General features: G+C 61.6%; 9 protein-coding genes and 4 pseudogenes. 5 read left to right on the top strand and 8 right to left on the bottom strand.

Annotated features, from left to right (window positions below):
- Positions 1–135 precede the first annotated feature (135 nt).
- A complete protein-coding gene (locus ACNAOU_RS09620; protein WP_422758524.1) occupies positions 136–1,359 on the top strand; it encodes an ABC transporter substrate-binding protein in 1,224 nt (407 codons plus the stop codon).
- 393 nt (positions 1,360–1,752) lie between these two features.
- Here the strand turns inward: ACNAOU_RS09620 and ACNAOU_RS09625 are convergent, their stop codons facing one another.
- On the bottom strand, positions 1,753–2,937 hold the full coding sequence (locus tag ACNAOU_RS09625; RefSeq protein ID WP_039243563.1) for an IS30 family transposase: 1,185 nt from the start codon (positions 2,935–2,937) through the stop codon (positions 1,753–1,755).
- A gap of 834 nt (positions 2,938–3,771) precedes the next feature.
- Here ACNAOU_RS09625 and ptsP (ACNAOU_RS09630) point away from each other — a divergent pair.
- Positions 3,772–5,411: pseudogene (gene ptsP / locus ACNAOU_RS09630) on the top strand (phosphoenolpyruvate--protein phosphotransferase).
- A 296-nt stretch (positions 5,412–5,707) separates the two neighbouring features.
- On the opposite strand, the gene ACNAOU_RS09635 reads toward ptsP (ACNAOU_RS09630), so the two are convergent.
- Positions 5,708–6,052 carry a DUF4192 family protein gene (locus ACNAOU_RS09635; protein WP_422758525.1) on the bottom strand — a complete coding sequence of 115 codons (345 nt, stop codon included), beginning with the start codon at positions 6,050–6,052 and terminating at the stop codon, positions 5,708–5,710.
- On the opposite strand from ACNAOU_RS09635, the gene ACNAOU_RS09640 reads away from it, so the two are divergent.
- Positions 6,051–6,380, top strand: coding sequence for a hypothetical protein (locus ACNAOU_RS09640; RefSeq protein WP_422758526.1), 330 nt, complete (start codon positions 6,051–6,053; stop codon positions 6,378–6,380). The genes ACNAOU_RS09635 and ACNAOU_RS09640 overlap by 2 nt on opposite strands.
- Positions 6,381–6,550: 170 nt before the next feature.
- Here the strand turns inward: ACNAOU_RS09640 and ACNAOU_RS09645 are convergent, their stop codons facing one another.
- Entirely contained in the window at positions 6,551–7,498 is a 948-nt protein-coding gene (locus tag ACNAOU_RS09645) for an IS30 family transposase (protein ID WP_422758527.1), read from the bottom strand.
- Between the two features lie 1,067 nt (positions 7,499–8,565).
- On the opposite strand from ACNAOU_RS09645, the pseudogene ptsP (ACNAOU_RS09650) reads away from it, so the two are divergent.
- A pseudogene (ptsP, locus tag ACNAOU_RS09650) lies at positions 8,566–10,207 on the top strand (phosphoenolpyruvate--protein phosphotransferase).
- Positions 10,208–10,503: 296 nt separating this feature from the next.
- Here the strand turns inward: ptsP (ACNAOU_RS09650) and ACNAOU_RS09655 are convergent.
- Positions 10,504–10,848, bottom strand: coding sequence for a DUF4192 family protein (locus ACNAOU_RS09655; protein ID WP_422758525.1), 345 nt, complete (start codon positions 10,846–10,848; stop codon positions 10,504–10,506).
- 498 nt (positions 10,849–11,346) lie between these two features.
- Positions 11,347–12,529, bottom strand: a pseudogene (locus ACNAOU_RS09660) (IS30 family transposase).
- An 835-nt stretch (positions 12,530–13,364) separates the two neighbouring features.
- Between ACNAOU_RS09660 and ptsP (ACNAOU_RS09665) the strand changes: the two are divergent.
- Positions 13,365–15,003, top strand: a pseudogene (gene ptsP, locus ACNAOU_RS09665) (phosphoenolpyruvate--protein phosphotransferase).
- 296 nt (positions 15,004–15,299) lie between these two features.
- Here ptsP (ACNAOU_RS09665) and ACNAOU_RS09670 read toward each other — a convergent pair.
- The 3 genes from ACNAOU_RS09670 to ACNAOU_RS09680 form a co-directional block, all read right to left on the bottom strand.
- Positions 15,300–15,644: a DUF4192 family protein gene (locus ACNAOU_RS09670; protein ID WP_422758525.1), complete on the bottom strand. Its 345-nt coding sequence runs from the start codon at positions 15,642–15,644 to the stop codon at positions 15,300–15,302.
- A 497-nt stretch (positions 15,645–16,141) separates the two neighbouring features.
- Entirely contained in the window at positions 16,142–17,326 is a 1,185-nt protein-coding gene (locus ACNAOU_RS09675; protein WP_039243563.1) for an IS30 family transposase, read from the bottom strand.
- Positions 17,327–17,337: 11 nt separating this feature from the next.
- Complete coding sequence (locus ACNAOU_RS09680) at positions 17,338–17,595, bottom strand: DUF4192 family protein (RefSeq protein WP_422758528.1); 258 nt, start codon at positions 17,593–17,595, stop codon at positions 17,338–17,340.
- Between the last annotated feature and the right edge of the window lie 296 nt (positions 17,596–17,891).

A 17,891-nucleotide genomic window follows, 5' to 3' on the forward strand; every position in this document is an offset into this window, starting at 1 on the left:
ATCTGCAGGGCTCGTATCACGACCCCCTGCTTGACGGCCTGACCTTCGGGCGAGTCAAATCATGCAAAGTTCAGCATTGAATCCCTTGACTAACCCCGCAGGCTTCGACAGCTGCTCTCCTATGAATGGAATTTCATGAATCTTAAGTTCAACTTGCGGACAGGGCCGGCAAAGGTCGTGTTCGTAACCACAATTAGTGCTTCATTGTTCTTGACGGGCTGTGGAGGTGGATCGGTCGGCAATAAGGACGATGCTGAAGCTGACAACGGCTTTTGTTCCAAGGGATCCATAACCATAGGTTCCGCGAAAGCCCTCAGTGGTGGATTCGCCTTCTATGACACAGCAGGCTCTCACGCTGAGCAGCTGGCTGTCGACCAGGTCAATGCTGAGGGTGGCATCAATGGATGCCAGGTGAAACTAGTGACTCAGGACACGAAATCAGATCCAGCAATTGGCAGACAGGTGGCCCGTGAACTCATCCGTGGTGGGGCCGAAATTTTGGTTCCGCCGGCAAACGAGGGCCTGGGAACACCAGCCGCCCTCACCGCCCAGGGCGAGGGGATCTTCAGTATTGCCGGAGCTTCAGGCGACGATTACGCCCCGGGTGTGGGGGCTTTGTTCGCTACGGGAGGCAGCATGTCCAGCCTGAATGGTGAGACGGCGGCAGTATTCGCGAAGGATCAAGGCTACGACTCCGTCTATTACGCGACAAACGAGGCCTACCCTTACTTCAAAACCGTTGAGAAGACTTTCCGTCAGGGTACCGGGCAGAAGGAGCTCGGGCGATCCGCCCTCACTGCCGGACAGACTGACTTTTCTGCCGTCGTCAGCGACATCAAAAGGTCGATCAGTGCTGGCTCGAATCCCGTGATTCTCCTTGCAACGATGTACCCGGATGCGCCGACGATGATTACACAGTTGCGCAAGGCGGGAGTGACGACGCCGGTCATAGGCAATGCGACCTGGGCAACACGCAATTTGACAGACGCCCTTGGAGGAAACACTCAAGGAGTCTTCTATTCCTCAGGCGCATACACAGAGGGCGAAGACGCCAGCGACAAGGCCAGAAAGTTCGTTCAGGACTACAAGCAGAAGACCGGAGCGTTTCCCGAGAATCACCAGGCGCAGGAAACGTACTGGACTATGTGGGCACTTTTCGATGCCATTAAGTCCGCAAAGTCCGTTGAGGGTCAAGCGGTTGAAAAGGCGCTGTTGTCTCAGGAGAACCTGGAACTCCCGATGCGTACGGTTAACAGTTGGAAAGACCGTCACATCCTGGGTACCAACGTGGTTGTTGGCTTCACACCGGAGGGTGAGTTCATGCAAGTGAAGACGTACAACCTCACTGGCGGGAAGTAGGGGCGACCCGAGCCCCACTAAGATGGTTCGGCAGGGTGAGGTGTCGGAGGAATTGTGCCAGGGGAGATGTTGGATCCGGTCCTACACCCCACTTATCGGCGCATCAATGTGTTTCGTCCGATTGACTCCAAATCGACGCCTCCAGGGGTGTACTAACGGCTCATCTTTCGGACCACGTACTTCATGGAGGCATCACCCTGCCAAATCATGCCGATCCAGGTCCTCCCATAAACCCGGACCGCGCCCGCGTCCAGCAGGATGTGCGATGAGCGGGGCGTGGTTGAGTACTAGTTCAGCCTGACCTCTCAGAGGGTGCAAAGCAGATCTACTCAAGATGTCAGTTCGGGGGATGGGACGGTGGGCAAAGTCAATTGGTGGGAGCAACGCTGGGGGTTAGGCCGCTTGTAGCAGCTGGTTTAGCCGGTTGGCTGGGGTCTCGAGGTTCAGTGTTGGTCTGGGGCGGCGGTTGAGTTTCGCTGCGACCAGGCGGATGTCCTCGGGGGTGTGCACTGAAAGGTCAGTGCCTTTCTCGAACCAGAACCGCAGGAGCCGGTTGGTGTTTTCGTTGGTGCCGCGCTGCCAGGGCGAGTGCGGGTCGCAGAAGTACATCGTCGTATCGAGAGCGGTCTGGATTTTTGCGTAGTCGGCCAGTTCGGTGCCGCGGTCCCAGGTGATCGACCGGCGCAGGTGATCCGGGAGGGAGGCCATCTCCCGGATCATCGCGGCGGCAACGGTTTCCGCGGTGTGGTCCCCTGGCAGGTGCAGCAGGATCGTGAACCGGGTTGAGCGTTCCACCAAGGTTCCGATCGCTGTCCCGTTGGCGCCGATGATGAGGTCACCTTCCCAATGCCCGGGCACTGCCCGGTCCTGGACCTCGGCGGGACGTTGGCTGATCTTGAAGGCCTCTTTATAGGGGCTGTTGGCGCGCCGGTCAGTGCCGTGGGGGATGCGTTGTTTGCGTTTCAGGCTGAGCTTTTCGGCCAGGTCCGCCCGCAGGTTCCCGCGGGTTTGGACGTAAAGGGCCTGGTAGATCGTCTCGTGGCTCACCTGCATAGTCTGATCGTCACCGAAGTAATACGCCAACATCGAGGAGATCAGCTTCGGACTCCACCCGTCATCCATCCAGACGCCGATCAGCCGGCACAAACCCTCGTCCTTGGCCAGCCTGAAGGGTTTGGGACGGCGCCTGTCCTGATGCGCTTTGGCGTGAGCGACCGAGGCGTAGTACTTCCCGTCCGCGCTCGTGTGGCGTTTGACCTCCCGCCAAACTACGGACTTATCCCGCCCGATCAATGCGCCGATCTTCGCGTAACTGAGGCCCATCCGCACACCCATCTGGATCATGCCTCGCTCTTCCAGACCCAACGCACGGCCAGGGCCCCCGACTGAAGGAGCAGGATCGGCAAGACCTCCGGTAGCACCCCGGTTCACGGTCATCATTAGGCCAGACTGAACCCACCAATTGTGCCCGGTAGCGTGCACCGCCCCGACACGCCGGGCAGCAGTACGAACAGGCATCCCCGCACACACCAAATCAAGAAACTCAGTACGCGCAGCCTTGGGGAACAACTTGACCATAAAACGCTCCATCAATCAGAGCGTTGCAACGACCCTATGACTTTGCCGTGCACTCGCGGTTAGCAATGAGAACATTAATCTCGCCCCATGTTACTTCCACGTTAAATGGTGACGCATCAGCAAAAATGACTGATGCGCCCGACAAATCCCAGGTAAGTTAGACGACAGCGATTATTCGCCCAGTCATCGGGATTGTAACTTTCGGCAACACCTGAGATGGAGCCCCTGGCACCGCTGTGTACAAGGGGACACTACGTCTATCAGCGTGTGAGGAAATGCCCATGACCGAAGCCCAACCTGCACGTACCCGCACGTACCCGCACGTACCCGCATGGGAGCATCCTGCCACCGACAAACGGACGTAGCATTCTTCCTTACCCAGGCAACCCCGGCTCACGGCCACCATCGTCTGGAACCCGTGGACTACCCGACAGATTTTTGGTTGTTCCTGTATAGCGAAAGAGGGACTGTCCGGCCGCTGGAAGAACGCGACGGATCCGCGTTCCCCTCATACTGCAGCCCTGGGGATCTTCGGGCAGAACGGCCACCCGTGGCGGCTACCTGAAATCCGTGTTAAGGCCCCCGATTATGGGCCTGCCGTGTCACTTTTACCGGTCATTGCGTGCCCTCCAGAACCACTCAATGATCCGATTTTCCCTCATTACTCGCACCCTTCTCCACAAGATTGGAACCTCGATGACAGCATCTGTATCTGCGCACACTCCATGTCTTTGGTTAGACCCACGAACTCCGACGCGAGACACCCTCGTTTCCCAAGGTCGTTTCCAAGGAGTTGGGGTAAGCCCTGGCCGCATCACCGGTTCCGTCCGCCAGATGCCCAAGCCGGTGAGTGAACCGCCGTCGGGGGAACGCCTGGTCGCGGACGTCGCTCCGGAAGACGCCGTCGCGCGTTTGAAGACAGCTGCACAAGCCGTCCATGACGAGCTCAAGGCGCGCGCGGACACCGCCTCCGGCGACGGCAAAGCCGTCCTTGAGGCCACGGCCCTCATGGCCAAAGACACCATGCTGCTGAAGTCGGCGGGCAAACTCGTCAACGCCGGAACCTCCGCAGAACGGGCCATCTGGGAAGCCGGCGCATCGGTCTCCGAAATGCTGCACAACCTGGGCGGCTACATGGCCGAGCGCGCCACCGACGTCCTGGATGTCCGCGCACGCATTGTCGCTGAACTCCGGGGTGTCCCCGCACCGGGCATCCCGTCCTCCGAAACACCCTTCATCCTGGTAGCCGAGGATCTCGCTCCCGCCGACACTGCGACCCTGAATCCCGCAGTTGTCCTGGCGCTGGTGACCTCAGGCGGCGGGCCGCAGTCCCACACGGCGATCATCGCGCGCTCGCTCGGCCTGCCGGCCGTCGTTGCCGCACATGGTGTTGACGACATTGCGGATGGAACCGAGATCTACGTTGACGGCGCAGCCGGTTTTGGGCCGTTTCACCTACGGACGAGCACCGTGCGGCCGCTACGGCTTGGGCGGAAACCTCCGCCACCCTGGCCGAATTCGACGGAAACGGCACGACGGCGGACGGCCACCTGGTCCCGCTCCTCGCCAACGTGGGCGGAGCCAAGGACGCCGTGGCAGCTGCGAAGCTGGGCGCCCAGGGCGTTGGCCTGTTCCGCACCGAATTCTGCTTCCTGGAGCGCGACACCGAACCTTCCGTGGATGAGCAGGCCGCCGCCTACAAAGCCGTGTTTGACGCGTTCCCGAGCAAAAAGGTTGTGCCGCGCACCTTGGACGCCGGCGCCGACAAGCCCCTCCCCTTCCTCACGGATGCCACCGAGCCCAACCCTGCACTGGGCGTTCGCGGCTACCGCACCGACTTCACCACCCCGGGCGTCCTGGAACGCCAGCTCGAGGCGATCGCCCGCGCCGCGTCGGAATCCGAGGCTGACGTGTGGGTCATGGCTCCCATGATCTCCACGGCCGCCGAGGCAGGACGCTTTGCCTCGCTCTGCGCAGCTGCCGGAATCCAGACGCCTGGCGTAATGGTGGAGGTCCCCTCCGCCGCACTGACGGCCGCAACCGTGCTGCGTGAAGTCGGGTTCGCGTCCCTGGGCACGAACGACCTCACCCAGTACGCCATGGCCGCCGACCGCCAGCTGGGCCCCCTCGCGGACCTGAACACTCCGTGGCAACCCGCGGTGCTGCGGCTGGTGCAGCTCACGGTTGAAGGGGCGACGCAGGAAAGCTCAGGCCGCGAGGGTACCGCCAAGCCCGTCGGCGTTTGTGGTGAGGCCGCCGCGGACCCGGCTCTCGCTGTCGTCCTCACCGGACTGGGCGTCACCACACTGTCCATGACCGCGCGCTCGTTGGCCGCGGTCGGGACCGTGCTGAAGACCGTCACGCTGGAGCAGGCGCAGGAACTTGCACGCCTGGCTCTTTCCGCCCCCAGCGCCACCGAGGCACGCGACTGGGTCCGCGCCAAGCTCCCAGTGCTCGAAGAGCTCGGCCTCTAAGAATCCGTGGCCCCAAGAGCTGGGCTGGACGCATCGCCATGGTCCGTGTTTCATACCATCGGCCATCGCTCGTCGGACGTCCCGTCAAAGGTGCGTCTGAACTGACGCATGGGGTTGCCATCTGCCGCATACCGAAAGAAGCTGTGGTCTGTAATGGCAAGAAGGTCCCAGCGCAGTGTGTCGCTCGCCCAGATTCGGTGGAAGTAGGTTGCAGCCGTCGTTGAAATATGGCGAGGAGTCATATCCTGGACTCCCTTGCAATGGATGGCCAGAACCGCTTGCCGAGATGATGAGACTCATGGCATGTCGAGTTGAGTCTTGTATGCCGTTTCACGTCTTGTGTTCCAGCCAGCGATGATGCCTGCGCCGAGCATTTGGTCGCTTAGTCTGGCGAAGCGATAGCCGGGATCGGTGTCGAGGGCGAGTTGGAGGAATTGGTGGGCTTTGGATCCTCTGCCTTCCCACCAGTTGATGTAGCCGATGGTTGTGAGGATTGGGGCTGCATGTGCTGGGCTGGTGCGGGTGTAGGCGTGGAGTAATAGTTGTTGGGCCCATTCGATGCGTGACCATTGAGGTGCGCTTTGCGTTTGGGCGAAGAGAATGTGGTGGGCTGGTTCGTCGATGCCTGGGATGTCTGCCATGAGCTGGTCGCGGATGGGGGAATTGGAAGTTTGCGATCAGGGTCAAGGTGTCCTCGTCGGTGGGGTAGTCCTTGGTGTCGAGCAGGGTTGCCCAGAGTTGGTGGGCTTTTTCGATGGCTTCGTCTGGTTGCAAGATGCTGATCTCCGCTACGCGATTCTCAACGGCCGCGGCGTCATCGGCTTGGTGGGGTGGCCGCGGCAGCGTGATTTGGTTGGTGGGGGCGATGCTGCTGCCGCGGTAGATAAATTCAGCGTTGACGTGGCTATACTCGGTTGCGCTAAGGGGCAAGAGGATCTGCTGGTCTGGTTCACTGTCGTAGGGGAGTAGGTCTCCTTTCCGACGAAGATACCGTCGCGGATCGTGATGTTGTTTTCTGCGAGAACTCCGGTCAGGGCTGCGATGGTAGTGGCGTGCGGTCTCGGCTGCCCGGGTTCTGATCTGTGCGCGGTGTAGAGCGCGAACACGGCAAAGTCAATTGGTGGGAGCAACGCTGGGGGTTAGGCCGCTTGTAGCAGCTGGTTTAGCCGGTTGGCTGGGGTCTCGAGGTTCAGTGTTGGTCTGGGGCGGCGGTTGAGTTTCGCTGCGACCAGGCGGATGTCCTCGGGGGTGTGCACTGAAAGGTCAGTGCCTTTCTCGAACCAGAACCGCAGGAGCCGGTTGGTGTTTTCGTTGGTGCCGCGCTGCCAGGGCGAGTGCGGGTCGCAGAAGTACATCGTCGTATCGAGAGCGGTCTGGATTTTTGCGTAGTCGGCCAGTTCGGTGCCGCGGTCCCAGGTGATCGACCGGCGCAGGTGATCCGGGAGGGAGGCCATCTCCCGGATCATCGCGGCGGCAACGGTTTCCGCGGTGTGGTCCCCTGGCAGGTGCAGCAGGATCGTGAACCGGGTTGAGCGTTCCACCAAGGTTCCGATCGCTGTCCCGTTGGCGCCGATGATGAGGTCACCTTCCCAATGCCCGGGCACTGCCCGGTCCTGGACCTCGGCGGGACGTTGGCTGATCTTGAAGGCCTCTTTATAGGGGCTGTTGGCGCGCCGGTCAGTGCCGTGGGGATGCGTTGTTTGCGTTTCAGGCTGAGCTTTTCGGCCAGGTCCGCCCGCAGGTTCCCGGGTTTGGACGTAAAGGGCCTGGTAGATCGTCTCGTGGCTCACCTGCATAGTCTGATCGTCACCGAAGTAATACGCCAACATCGAGGAGATCAGCTTCGGACTCCACCCGTCATCCATCCAGACGCCGATCAGCCGGCACAAACCCTCGTCCTTGGCCAGCCTGAAGGGTTTGGGACGGCGCCTGTCCTGATGCGCTTTGGCGTGAGCGACCGAGGCGTAGTACTTCCCGTCCGCGCTCGTGTGGCGTTTGACCTCCCGCCAAACTACGGACTTATCCCGCCCGATCAATGCGCCGATCTTCGCGTAACTGAGGCCCATCCGCACACCCATCTGGATCATGCCTCGCTTCCAGACCCAACGCACGGCCAGGGCCCCCGACTGAAGGAGCAGGATCGGCAAGACCTCCGGTAGCACCCCGGTTCACGGTCATCATTAGGCCAGACTGAACCCACCAATTGTGCCCGGTAGCGTGCACCGCCCCGACACGCCGGGCAGCAGTACGAACAGGCATCCCCGCACACACCAAATCAAGAAACTCAGTACGCGCAGCCTTGGGGAACAACTTGACCATAAAACGCTCCATCAATCAGAGCGTTGCAACGACCCTATGACTTTGCCGTGCACTCGCGGTTAGCAATGAGAACATTAATCTCGCCCCATGTTACTTCCACGTTAAATGGTGACGCATCAGCAAAAAATGACTGATGCGCCCGACAAATCCCAGGTAAGTTAGACGACAGCGATTATTCGCCCAGTCATCGGGATTGTAACTTTCGGCAACACCTGAGATGGAGCCCCTGGCACCGCTGTGTACAAGGGGACACTACGTCTATCAGCGTGTGAGGAAATGCCCATGACCGAAGCCCAACCTGCACGTACCCGCACGTACCCGCACGTACCCGCATGGGAGCATCCTGCCACCGACAAACGGACGTAGCATTCTTCCTTACCCAGGCAACCCCGGCTCACGGCCACCATCGTCTGGAACCCGTGGACTACCCGACAGATTTTTGGTTGTTCCTGTATAGCGAAAGAGGGACTGTCCGGCCGCTGGAAGAACGCGACGGATCCGCGTTCCCCTCATACTGCAGCCCTGGGGATCTTCGGGCAGAACGGCCACCCGTGGCGGCTACCTGAAATCCGTGTTAAGGCCCCCGATTATGGGCCTGCCGTGTCACTTTTACCGGTCATTGCGTGCCCTCCAGAACCACTCAATGATCCGATTTTCCCTCATTACTCGCACCCTTCTCCACAAGATTGGAACCTCGATGACAGCATCTGTATCTGCGCACACTCCATGTCTTTGGTTAGACCCACGAACTCCGACGCGAGACACCCTCGTTTCCCAAGGTCGTTTCCAAGGAGTTGGGGTAAGCCCTGGCCGCATCACCGGTTCCGTCCGCCAGATGCCCAAGCCGGTGAGTGAACCGCCGTCGGGGGAACGCCTGGTCGCGGACGTCGCTCCGGAAGACGCCGTCGCGCGTTTGAAGACAGCTGCACAAGCCGTCCATGACGAGCTCAAGGCGCGCGCGGACACCGCCTCCGGCGACGGCAAAGCCGTCCTTGAGGCCACGGCCCTCATGGCCAAAGACACCATGCTGCTGAAGTCGGCGGGCAAACTCGTCAACGCCGGAACCTCCGCAGAACGGGCCATCTGGGAAGCCGGCGCATCGGTCTCCGAAATGCTGCACAACCTGGGCGGCTACATGGCCGAGCGCGCCACCGACGTCCTGGATGTCCGCGCACGCATTGTCGCTGAACTCCGGGGTGTCCCCGCACCGGGCATCCCGTCCTCCGAAACACCCTTCATCCTGGTAGCCGAGGATCTCGCTCCCGCCGACACTGCGACCCTGAATCCCGCAGTTGTCCTGGCGCTGGTGACCTCAGGCGGCGGGCCGCAGTCCCACACGGCGATCATCGCGCGCTCGCTCGGCCTGCCGGCCGTCGTTGCCGCACATGGTGTTGACGACATTGCGGATGGAACCGAGATCTACGTTGACGGCGCAGCCGGTTTTGTGGCCGTTTCACCTACGGACGAGCACCGTGCGGCCGCTACGGCTTGGGCGGAAACCTCCGCCACCCTGGCCGAATTCGACGGAAACGGCACGACGGCGGACGGCCACCTGGTCCCGCTCCTCGCCAACGTGGGCGGAGCCAAGGACGCCGTGGCAGCTGCGAAGCTGGGCGCCCAGGGCGTTGGCCTGTTCCGCACCGAATTCTGCTTCCTGGAGCGCGACACCGAACCTTCCGTGGATGAGCAGGCCGCCGCCTACAAAGCCGTGTTTGACGCGTTCCCGAGCAAAAAGGTTGTGCCGCGCACCTTGGACGCCGGCGCCGACAAGCCCCTCCCCTTCCTCACGGATGCCACCGAGCCCAACCCTGCACTGGGCGTTCGCGGCTACCGCACCGACTTCACCACCCCGGGCGTCCTGGAACGCCAGCTCGAGGCGATCGCCCGCGCCGCGTCGGAATCCGAGGCTGACGTGTGGGTCATGGCTCCCATGATCTCCACGGCCGCCGAGGCAGGACGCTTTGCCTCGCTCTGCGCAGCTGCCGGAATCCAGACGCCTGGCGTAATGGTGGAGGTCCCCTCCGCCGCACTGACGGCCGCAACCGTGCTGCGTGAAGTCGGGTTCGCGTCCCTGGGCACGAACGACCTCACCCAGTACGCCATGGCCGCCGACCGCCAGCTGGGCCCCCTCGCGGACCTGAACACTCCGTGGCAACCCGCGGTGCTGCGGCTGGTGCAGCTCACGGTTGAAGGGGCGACGCAGGAAAGCTCAGGCCGCGAGGGTACCGCCAAGCCCGTCGGCGTTTGTGGTGAGGCCGCCGCGGACCCGGCTCTCGCTGTCGTCCTCACCGGACTGGGCGTCACCACACTGTCCATGACCGCGCGCTCGTTGGCCGCGGTCGGGACCGTGCTGAAGACCGTCACGCTGGAGCAGGCGCAGGAACTTGCACGCCTGGCTCTTTCCCGCCCCCAGCGCCACCGAGGCACGCGACTGGGTCCGCGCCAAGCTCCCAGTGCTCGAAGAGCTCGGCCTCTAAGAATCCGTGGCCCCAAGAGCTGGGCTGGACGCATCGCCATGGTCCGTGTTTCATACCATCGGCCATCGCTCGTCGGACGTCCCGTCAAAGGTGCGTCTGAACTGACGCATGGGGTTGCCATCTGCCGCATACCGAAAGAAGCTGTGGTCTGTAATGGCAAGAAGGTCCCAGCGCAGTGTGTCGCTCGCCCAGATTCGGTGGAAGTAGGTTGCAGCCGTCGTTGAAATATGGCGAGGAGTCATATCCTGGACTCCCTTGCAATGGATGGCCAGAACCGCTTGCCGAGATGATGAGACTCATGGCATGTCGAGTTGAGTCTTGTATGCCGTTTCACGTCTTGTGTTCCAGCCAGCGATGATGCCTGCGCCGAGCATTTGGTCGCTTAGTCTGGCGAAGCGATAGCCGGGATCGGTGTCGAGGGCGAGTTGGAGGAATTGGTGGGCTTTGGATCCTCTGCCTTCCCACCAGTTGATGTAGCCGATGGTTGTGAGGATTGGGGCTGCATGTGCTGGGCTGGTGCGGGTGTAGGCGTGGAGTAATAGTTGTTGGGCCCATTCGATGCGTGACCATTGAGGTGCGCTTTGCGTTTGGGCGAAGAGAATGTGGTGGGCTGGTTCGTCGATGCCTGGGATGTCTGCCATGAGCTGGTCGCGGATGTGGGGAATTGGAAGTTTGCGATCAGGGTCAAGGTGTCCTCGTCGGTGGGGTAGTCCTTGGTGTCGAGCAGGGTTGCCCAGAGTTGGTGGGCTTTTTCGATGGCTTCGTCTGGTTGCAAGATGCTGATCTCCGCTACGCGATTCTCAACGGCCGCGGCGTCATCGGCTTGGTGGGGTGGCCGCGGCAGCGTGATTTGGTTGGTGGGGGCGATGCTGCTGCCGCGGTAGATAAATTCAGCGTTGACGTGGCTATACTCGGTTGCGCTAAGGGGCAAGAGGATCTGCTGGTCTGGTTCACTGTCGTAGGGGAGTAGGTCTCCTTCCGACGAAGATACCGTCGCGGATCGTGATGTTGTTTTCTGCGAGAACTCCGGTCAGGGCTGCGATGGTAGTGGCGTGCGGTCTCGGCTGCCCGGGTTCTGATCTGTGCGCGGTGTAGAGCGCGAACACGGCAAAGTCAATTGGTGGGAGCAACGCTGGGGGTTAGGCCGCTTGTAGCAGCTGGTTTAGCCGGTTGGCTGGGGTCTCGAGGTTCAGTGTTGGTCTGGGGCGGCGGTTGAGTTTCGCTGCGACCAGGCGGATGTCCTCGGGGTGTGCACTGAAAGGTCAGTGCCTTTCTCGAACCAGAACCGCAGGAGCCGGTTGGTGTTTTCGTTGGTGCCGCGCTGCCAGGGCGAGTGCGGGTCGCAGAAGTACATCGTCGTATCGAGAGCGGTCTGGATTTTTGCGTAGTCGGCCAGTTCGGTGCCGCGGTCCCAGGTGATCGACCGGCGCAGGTGATCCGGGAGGGAGGCCATCTCCCGGATCATCGCGGCGGCAACGGTTTCCGCGGTGTGGTCCCCTGGCAGGTGCAGCAGGATCGTGAACCGGGTTGAGCGTTCCACCAAGGTTCCGATCGCTGTCCCGTTGGCGCCGATGATGAGGTCACCTTCCCAATGCCCGGGCACTGCCCGGTCCTGGACCTCGGCGGGACGTTGGCTGATCTTGAAGGCCTCTTTATAGGGGCTGTTGGCGCGCCGGTCAGTGCCGTGGGGATGCGTTGTTTGCGTTTCAGGCTGAGCTTTTCGGCCAGGTCCGCCCGCAGGTTCCCGCGGGTTTGGACGTAAAGGGCCTGGTAGATCGTCTCGTGGCTCACCTGCATAGTCTGATCGTCACCGAAGTAATACGCCAACATCGAGGAGATCAGCTTCGGACTCCACCCGTCATCCATCCAGACGCCGATCAGCCGGCACAAACCCTCGTCCTTGGCCAGCCTGAAGGGTTTGGGACGGCGCCTGTCCTGATGCGCTTTGGCGTGAGCGACCGAGGCGTAGTACTTCCCGTCCGCGCTCGTGTGGCGTTTGACCTCCCGCCAAACTACGGACTTATCCCGCCCGATCAATGCGCCGATCTTCGCGTAACTGAGGCCCATCCGCACACCCATCTGGATCATGCCTCGCTCTTCCAGACCCAACGCACGGCCAGGGCCCCCGACTGAAGGAGCAGGATCGGCAAGACCTCCGGTAGCACCCCGGTTCACGGTCATCATTAGGCCAGACTGAACCCACCAATTGTGCCCGGTAGCGTGCACCGCCCCGACACGCCGGGCAGCAGTACGAACAGGCATCCCCGCACACACCAAATCAAGAAACTCAGTACGCGCAGCCTTGGGGAACAACTTGACCATAAAACGCTCCATCAATCAGAGCGTTGCAACGACCCTATGACTTTGCCGTGCACTCGCGGTTAGCAATGAGAACATTAATCTCGCCCCATGTTACTTCCACGTTAAATGGTGACGCATCAGCAAAAAATGACTGATGCGCCCGACAAATCCCAGGTAAGTTAGACGACAGCGATTATTCGCCCAGTCATCGGGATTGTAACTTTCGGCAACACCTGAGATGGAGCCCCTGGCACCGCTGTGTACAAGGGGACACTACGTCTATCAGCGTGTGAGGAAATGCCCATGACCGAAGCCCAACCTGCACGTACCCGCACGTACCCGCACGTACCCGCATGGGAGCATCCTGCCACCGACAAACGGACGTAGCATTCTTCCTTACCCAGGCAACCCCGGCTCACGGCCACCATCGTCTGGAACCCGTGGACTACCCGACAGATTTTTGGTTGTTCCTGTATAGCGAAAGAGGGACTGTCCGGCCGCTGGAAGAACGCGACGGATCCGCGTTCCCCTCATACTGCAGCCCTGGGGATCTTCGGGCAGAACGGCCACCCGTGGCGGCTACCTGAAATCCGTGTTAAGGCCCCCGATTATGGGCCTGCCGTGTCACTTTTACCGGTCATTGCGTGCCCTCCAGAACCACTCAATGATCCGATTTTCCCTCATTACTCGCACCCTTCTCCACAAGATTGGAACCTCGATGACAGCATCTGTATCTGCGCACACTCCATGTCTTTGGTTAGACCCACGAACTCCGACGCGAGACACCCTCGTTTCCCAAGGTCGTTTCCAAGGAGTTGGGGTAAGCCCTGGCCGCATCACCGGTTCCGTCCGCCAGATGCCCAAGCCGGTGAGTGAACCGCCGTCGGGGGAACGCCTGGTCGCGGACGTCGCTCCGGAAGACGCCGTCGCGCGTTTGAAGACAGCTGCACAAGCCGTCCATGACGAGCTCAAGGCGCGCGCGGACACCGCCTCCGGCGACGGCAAAGCCGTCCTTGAGGCCACGGCCCTCATGGCCAAAGACACCATGCTGCTGAAGTCGGCGGGCAAACTCGTCAACGCCGGAACCTCCGCAGAACGGGCCATCTGGGAAGCCGGCGCATCGGTCTCCGAAATGCTGCACAACCTGGGCGGCTACATGGCCGAGCGCGCCACCGACGTCCTGGATGTCCGCGCACGCATTGTCGCTGAACTCCGGGGTGTCCCCGCACCGGGCATCCCGTCCTCCGAAACACCCTTCATCCTGGTAGCCGAGGATCTCGCTCCCGCCGACACTGCGACCCTGAATCCCGCAGTTGTCCTGGCGCTGGTGACCTCAGGCGGCGGGCCGCAGTCCCACACGGCGATCATCGCGCGCTCGCTCGGCCTGCCGGCCGTCGTTGCCGCACATGGTGTTGACGACATTGCGGATGGAACCGAGATCTACGTTGACGGCGCAGCCGGTTTTGGCCGTTTCACCTACGGACGAGCACCGTGCGGCCGCTACGGCTTGGGCGGAAACCTCCGCCACCCTGGCCGAATTCGACGGAAACGGCACGACGGCGGACGGCCACCTGGTCCCGCTCCTCGCCAACGTGGGCGGAGCCAAGGACGCCGTGGCAGCTGCGAAGCTGGGCGCCCAGGGCGTTGGCCTGTTCCGCACCGAATTCTGCTTCCTGGAGCGCGACACCGAACCTTCCGTGGATGAGCAGGCCGCCGCCTACAAAGCCGTGTTTGACGCGTTCCCGAGCAAAAAGGTTGTGCCGCGCACCTTGGACGCCGGCGCCGACAAGCCCCTCCCCTTCCTCACGGATGCCACCGAGCCCAACCCTGCACTGGGCGTTCGCGGCTACCGCACCGACTTCACCACCCCGGGCGTCCTGGAACGCCAGCTCGAGGCGATCGCCCGCGCCGCGTCGGAATCCGAGGCTGACGTGTGGGTCATGGCTCCCATGATCTCCACGGCCGCCGAGGCAGGACGCTTTGCCTCGCTCTGCGCAGCTGCCGGAATCCAGACGCCTGGCGTAATGGTGGAGGTCCCCTCCGCCGCACTGACGGCCGCAACCGTGCTGCGTGAAGTCGGGTTCGCGTCCCTGGGCACGAACGACCTCACCCAGTACGCCATGGCCGCCGACCGCCAGCTGGGCCCCCTCGCGGACCTGAACACTCCGTGGCAACCCGCGGTGCTGCGGCTGGTGCAGCTCACGGTTGAAGGGGCGACGCAGGAAAGCTCAGGCCGCGAGGGTACCGCCAAGCCCGTCGGCGTTTGTGGTGAGGCCGCCGCGGACCCGGCTCTCGCTGTCGTCCTCACCGGACTGGGCGTCACCACACTGTCCATGACCGCGCGCTCGTTGGCCGCGGTCGGGACCGTGCTGAAGACCGTCACGCTGGAGCAGGCGCAGGAACTTGCACGCCTGGCTCTTTCCGCCCCCAGCGCCACCGAGGCACGCGACTGGGTCCGCGCCAAGCTCCCAGTGCTCGAAGAGCTCGGCCTCTAAGAATCCGTGGCCCCAAGAGCTGGGCTGGACGCATCGCCATGGTCCGTGTTTCATACCATCGGCCATCGCTCGTCGGACGTCCCGTCAAAGGTGCGTCTGAACTGACGCATGGGGTTGCCATCTGCCGCATACCGAAAGAAGCTGTGGTCTGTAATGGCAAGAAGGTCCCAGCGCAGTGTGTCGCTCGCCCAGATTCGGTGGAAGTAGGTTGCAGCCGTCGTTGAAATATGGCGAGGAGTCATATCCTGGACTCCCTTGCAATGGATGGCCAGAACCGCTTGCCGAGATGATGAGACTCATGGCATGTCGAGTTGAGTCTTGTATGCCGTTTCACGTCTTGTGTTCCAGCCAGCGATGATGCCTGCGCCGAGCATTTGGTCGCTTAGTCTGGCGAAGCGATAGCCGGGATCGGTGTCGAGGGCGAGTTGGAGGAATTGGTGGGCTTTGGATCCTCTGCCTTCCCACCAGTTGATGTAGCCGATGGTTGTGAGGATTGGGGCTGCATGTGCTGGGCTGGTGCGGGTGTAGGCGTGGAGTAATAGTTGTTGGGCCCATTCGATGCGTGACCATTGAGGTGCGCTTTGCGTTTGGGCGAAGAGAATGTGGTGGGCTGGTTCGTCGATGCCTGGGATGTCTGCCATGAGCTGGTCGCGGATGTGGGGAATTGGAAGTTTGCGATCAGGGTCAAGGTGTCCTCGTCGGTGGGGTAGTCCTTGGTGTCGAGCAGGGTTGCCCAGAGTTGGTGGGCTTTTTCGATGGCTTCGTCTGGTTGCAAGATGCTGATCTCCGCTACGCGATTCTCAACGGCCGCGGCGTCATCGGCTTGGGGGGTGGCCGCGGCAGCGTGATTTGGTTGGTGGGGGCGATGCTGCTGCCGCGGTAGATAAATTCAGCGTTGACGTGGCTATACTCGGTTGCGCTAAGGGGCAAGAGGATCTGCTGGTCTGGTTCACTGTCGTAGGGGAGTAGGTCTCCTTTCCGACGAAGATACCGTCGCGGATCGTGATGTTGTTTTCTGCGAGAACTCCGGTCAGGGCTGCGATGGTAGTGGCGTGCGGTCTCGGCTGCCCGGGTTCTGATCTGTGCGCGGTGTAGAGCGCGAACACGGCAAAGTCAATTGGTGGGAGCAACGCTGGGGTTAGGCCGCTTGTAGCAGCTGGTTTAGCCGGTTGGCTGGGGTCTCGAGGTTCAGTGTTGGTCTGGGGCGGCGGTTGAGTTTCGCTGCGACCAGGCGGATGTCCTCGGGGGTGTGCACTGAAAGGTCAGTGCCTTTCTCGAACCAGAACCGCAGGAGCCGGTTGGTGTTTTCGTTGGTGCCGCGCTGCCAGGGCGAGTGCGGGTCGCAGAAGTACATCGTCGTATCGAGAGCGGTCTGGATTTTTGCGTAGTCGGCCAGTTCGGTGCCGCGGTCCCAGGTGATCGACCGGCGCAGGTGATCCGGGAGGGAGGCCATCTCCCGGATCATCGCGGCGGCAACGGTTTCCGCGGTGTGGTCCCCTGGCAGGTGCAGCAGGATCGTGAACCGGGTTGAGCGTTCCACCAAGGTTCCGATCGCTGTCCCGTTGGCGCCGATGATGAGGTCACCTTCCCAATGCCCGGGCACTGCCCGGTCCTGGACCTCGGCGGGACGTTGGCTGATCTTGAAGGCCTCTTTATAGGGGCTGTTGGCGCGCCGGTCAGTGCCGTGGGGGATGCGTTGTTTGCGTTTCAGGCTGAGCTTTTCGGCCAGGTCCGCCCGCAGGTTCCCGCGGGTTTGGACGTAAAGGGCCTGGTAGATCGTCTCGTGGCTCACCTGCATAGTCTGATCGTCACCGAAGTAATACGCCAACATCGAGGAGATCAGCTTCGGACTCCACCCGTCATCCATCCAGACGCCGATCAGCCGGCACAAACCCTCGTCCTTGGCCAGCCTGAAGGGTTTGGGACGGCGCCTGTCCTGATGCGCTTTGGCGTGAGCGACCGAGGCGTAGTACTTCCCGTCCGCGCTCGTGTGGCGTTTGACCTCCCGCCAAACTACGGACTTATCCCGCCCGATCAATGCGCCGATCTTCGCGTAACTGAGGCCCATCCGCACACCCATCTGGATCATGCCTCGCTCTTCCAGACCCAACGCACGGCCAGGGCCCCCGACTGAAGGAGCAGGATCGGCAAGACCTCCGGTAGCACCCCGGTTCACGGTCATCATTAGGCCAGACTGAACCCACCAATTGTGCCCGGTAGCGTGCACCGCCCCGACACGCCGGGCAGCAGTACGAACAGGCATCCCCGCACACACCAAATCAAGAAACTCAGTACGCGCAGCCTTGGGGAACAACTTGACCATAAAACGCTCCATCAATCAGAGCGTTGCAACGACCCTATGACTTTGCCCACAATGCTGGAGGCGTCGGTGTCACTTGTCAGGTAGCTGGCGACGGTTCGGGCGTACATCCGTTCTTGGCCTGGTTGACGGGGAAGGTCGATTCGGAGGGTTGCTCCGACGTTGTTGTGGCTCAGGGTAACGCAGACGAGGCTTTCCTGTGGCCAGAAGCCGAGGGTGTGGCCGATGAAGCTAAGTAGATCAGCTGGGTCTTTGATGGTTAGCACATTCATGGTCCTTTTCCTTTGCGCGGGCGTTTGGTCTTCTTCTTCTGAGCCGTTCTGATTGGGCCCGAAGTGCAACTCAGGGGACTGGGTCCGCCTCGTCAGCACCCATTATTTGGCGGGTAGCGTCCAGCGACGTTCGGGATATCAGAATGACAAACAGCGTTGTTGCTTGTGCCAATTCATGGGCAGGCTGATGCGCGTCGCCATGACGTGAACTGCCACGGTTTTCGGTGTGTGCCATCGTTTGGGGGATGGCTGCGCCGGGCCGGCACCGGCTGCTTCCAGGCCCTACATATGGGCCG

Source organism: Paenarthrobacter sp. C1, from assembly GCF_049315185.1.
GTDB classification, from domain to species: domain Bacteria; phylum Actinomycetota; class Actinomycetes; order Actinomycetales; family Micrococcaceae; genus Arthrobacter; species Arthrobacter nicotinovorans.

Bases quoted from the DNA above. Each gene is read 5' to 3' on its own strand.
- ACNAOU_RS09620 (WP_422758524.1), top strand. From the start codon at position 136: ATGAATCTTAAGTTCAACTTGCGGACAGGGCCGGCAAAGGTCGTGTTC.
- ACNAOU_RS09625 (WP_039243563.1), bottom strand. From the start codon at position 2,937: ATGGTCAAGTTGTTCCCCAAGGCTGCGCGTACTGAGTTTCTTGATTTG.
- ACNAOU_RS09640 (WP_422758526.1), top strand. From the start codon at position 6,051: ATGAGCTGGTCGCGGATGGGGGAATTGGAAGTTTGCGATCAGGGTCAA.
- ACNAOU_RS09635 (WP_422758525.1), bottom strand. From the start codon at position 6,052: ATGGCAGACATCCCAGGCATCGACGAACCAGCCCACCACATTCTCTTC.
- ACNAOU_RS09645 (WP_422758527.1), bottom strand. From the start codon at position 7,498: ATGATCCAGATGGGTGTGCGGATGGGCCTCAGTTACGCGAAGATCGGC.
- ACNAOU_RS09655 (WP_422758525.1), bottom strand. From the start codon at position 10,848: ATGGCAGACATCCCAGGCATCGACGAACCAGCCCACCACATTCTCTTC.
- ACNAOU_RS09670 (WP_422758525.1), bottom strand. From the start codon at position 15,644: ATGGCAGACATCCCAGGCATCGACGAACCAGCCCACCACATTCTCTTC.
- ACNAOU_RS09675 (WP_039243563.1), bottom strand. From the start codon at position 17,326: ATGGTCAAGTTGTTCCCCAAGGCTGCGCGTACTGAGTTTCTTGATTTG.
- ACNAOU_RS09680 (WP_422758528.1), bottom strand. From the start codon at position 17,595: ATGAATGTGCTAACCATCAAAGACCCAGCTGATCTACTTAGCTTCATC.